Here is a 3,276-nt window from a genome sequence, read left to right as displayed (position 1 = left end):
AACACAGTGGACGCGAGCAACTGAGGACAAGCCCTCGGCCTATTAGTACCAGTCAACTCCACCGGTTACCCGGCTTCCATATCTGGCCTATCAACCCAGTCGTCTACTGGGAGCCTTACCCTCTCAAGGAGGTGGGAATACTCATCTCGAAGCAGGCTTCCCGCTTAGATGCTTTCAGCGGTTATCCCTCCCGAACGTAGCCAACCAGCCATGCCCTTGGCAGAACAACTGGCACACCAGAGGTTCGTCCGTCCCGGTCCTCTCGTACTAGGGACAGCCCTTCTCAATATTCCTACGCGCACAGCGGATAGGGACCGAACTGTCTCACGACGTTCTAAACCCAGCTCGCGTACCGCTTTAATGGGCGAACAGCCCAACCCTTGGGACCGACTCCAGCCCCAGGATGCGACGAGCCGACATCGAGGTGCCAAACCATCCCGTCGATATGGACTCTTGGGGAAGATCAGCCTGTTATCCCCGGGGTACCTTTTATCCGTTGAGCGACGGCGCTTCCACAAGCCACCGCCGGATCACTAGTCCCGACTTTCGTCCCTGCTCGACCCGTCGGTCTCACAGTCAAGCTCCCTTGTGCACTTACACTCAACACCTGATTGCCAACCAGGCTGAGGGAACCTTTGGGCGCCTCCGTTACTCTTTAGGAGGCAACCGCCCCAGTTAAACTACCCATCAGACACTGTCCCTGATCCGGATCACGGACCCAGGTTAGACATCCAGCACGACCAGACTGGTATTTCAACGACGACTCCACAACCACTGGCGTGGCCGCTTCAAAGTCTCCCAGCTATCCTACACAAGCCGAACCGAACACCAATATCAAACTGTAGTAAAGGTCCCGGGGTCTTTCCGTCCTGCTGCGCGAAACGAGCATCTTTACTCGTAGTGCAATTTCACCGGGCCTATGGTTGAGACAGTCGAGAAGTCGTTACGCCATTCGTGCAGGTCGGAACTTACCCGACAAGGAATTTCGCTACCTTAGGATGGTTATAGTTACCACCGCCGTTTACTGGCGCTTAAGTTCTCAGCTTCGCCCCGTCGAAACAGAGCTAACCGGTCCCCTTAACGTTCCAGCACCGGGCAGGCGTCAGTCCGTATACATCGCCTTACGGCTTCGCACGGACCTGTGTTTTTAGTAAACAGTCGCTTCTCGCTGGTCTCTGCGGCCACCCCCAGCTCAGAGCGCAAAGCTCATCACCAGACGTGGCCCCCCTTCTCCCGAAGTTACGGGGGCATTTTGCCGAGTTCCTTAACCATAGTTCACCCGAACGCCTCGGTATTCTCTACCTGACCACCTGAGTCGGTTTAGGGTACGGGCCGCCATGAAACTCGCTAGAGGCTTTTCTCGACAGCATAGGATCATCCACTTCACCACAATCGGCTCGGCATCAGGTCTCAGACTATTGCCAGGCGGATTTACCTACCTGACGTCCTACACCCTTACCCCGGGACAACCACCGCCCGGGATGGACTACCTTCCTGCGTCACCCCATCACTCACCTACTAACCGCTTGGGCCGGCGGCTCCACCACTTTCCTTTCCCCGAAGGGTCCGGAACGGCTTCACGGCCTTAGCATCACGATGCTCGATGTTTGACGCTTCACAGCGGGTACCGGAATATCAACCGGTTATCCATCGACTACGCCTGTCGGCCTCGCCTTAGGTCCCGACTTACCCTGGGCAGATCAGCTTGACCCAGGAACCCTTAGTCAATCGGCGCAAACGTTTCTCACGTTTGTATCGCTACTCATGCCTGCATTCTCACTCGTCAACCGTCCACAACTACCTTCCGGTGCTGCTTCACCCGGCAGACGACGCTCCCCTACCCATCACAGCGCCCGTTGGGGCTACATGCTGCAATGACACGACTTCGGCGGTACGCTTGAGCCCCGCTACATTGTCGGCGCGGAATCACTAGACCAGTGAGCTATTACGCACTCTTTCAAGGGTGGCTGCTTCTAAGCCAACCTCCTGGTTGTCTGTGCGACTCCACATCCTTTCCCACTTAGCGTACGCTTAGGGGCCTTAGTCGATGCTCTGGGCTGTTTCCCTCTCGACCATGGAGCTTATCCCCCACAGTCTCACTGCCGTGCTCTCACTTACCGGCATTCGGAGTTTGGCTAAGGTCAGTAACCCGGTAGGGCCCATCGCCTATCCAGTGCTCTACCTCCGGCAAGAAACACACGACGCTGCACCTAAATGCATTTCGGGGAGAACCAGCTATCACGGAGTTTGATTGGCCTTTCACCCCTAACCACAGGTCATCCCCCAGGTTTTCAACCCTGGTGGGTTCGGTCCTCCACGAAGTCTTACCTCCGCTTCAACCTGCCCATGGCTAGATCACTCCGCTTCGGGTCTTGAGCGCGCTACTGAATCGCCCTATTCGGACTCGCTTTCGCTACGGCTTCCCCACTCGGGTTAACCTCGCAACACACCGCAAACTCGCAGGCTCATTCTTCAAAAGGCACGCAGTCACGAGGCAAGCACAAGTGCTCGCCCGACGCTCCCACGGCTTGTAGGCACACGGTTTCAGGTACTATTTCACTCCGCTCCCGCGGTACTTTTCACCATTCCCTCACGGTACTATCCGCTATCGGTCACCAGGGAATATTTAGGCTTAGCGGGTGGTCCCGCCAGATTCACACGGGATTTCTCGGGCCCCGTGCTACTTGGGTGTCTCTCAAACGAGCCGCTGATGTTTCGACTACGGGGGTCTTACCCTCTACGCCGGGCCTTTCGCATGCCCTTCGCCTACATCAACGGTTTCTGACTCGTCTCACAGCCGGCAGACTGTGAAAGAGAGATCCCACAACCCCGCATGCGCAACCCCTGCCGGGTCTCACACGCATACGGTTTGGCCTCATCCGGTTTCGCTCGCCACTACTCCCGGAATCACGGTTGTTTTCTCTTCCTGAGGGTACTGAGATGTTTCACTTCCCCTCGTTCCCTCCACACTGCCTATGTGTTCAGCAGTGGGTGACAGCCCATGACGACTGCCGGGTTTCCCCATTCGGAAACCCCCGGATCAAAGCCTGGTTGACGACTCCCCGGGGACTATCGCGGCCTCCCACGTCCTTCATCGGTTCCTGGTGCCAAGGCATCCACCGTGCGCCCTTAAAAACTTGGCCACAGATGCTCGCGTCCACTGTGCAGTTCTCAAACAACGACCAGCCACCCATCACCCCGAACCAACAGATTCGAGTGCACTGGGGCCGGCGACTGAAGGAAAATCATTCCCTCAGACACCCAACAGCGTGCCCG

Annotated in this window: 1 rRNA gene; it reads right to left on the bottom strand. The window is 56.9% G+C overall.

The features are described 5' to 3' along the window. Positions 1 to 22: 22 nt before the first annotated feature. Positions 23 to 3,143: ribosomal RNA gene (locus ACGFT2_RS34050) — 23S ribosomal RNA — on the bottom strand. Positions 3,144 to 3,276: the final 133 nt, after the last annotated feature.

The sequence above is a fragment of the Streptomyces sp. NPDC048514 genome, from assembly GCF_043199955.1.
Taxonomy (GTDB): Bacteria; Actinomycetota; Actinomycetes; order Streptomycetales; family Streptomycetaceae; genus Streptomyces.
Note: the sequence above shows the minus strand (reverse complement) of the source record. Positions and strands in the feature narration are given on the sequence as shown.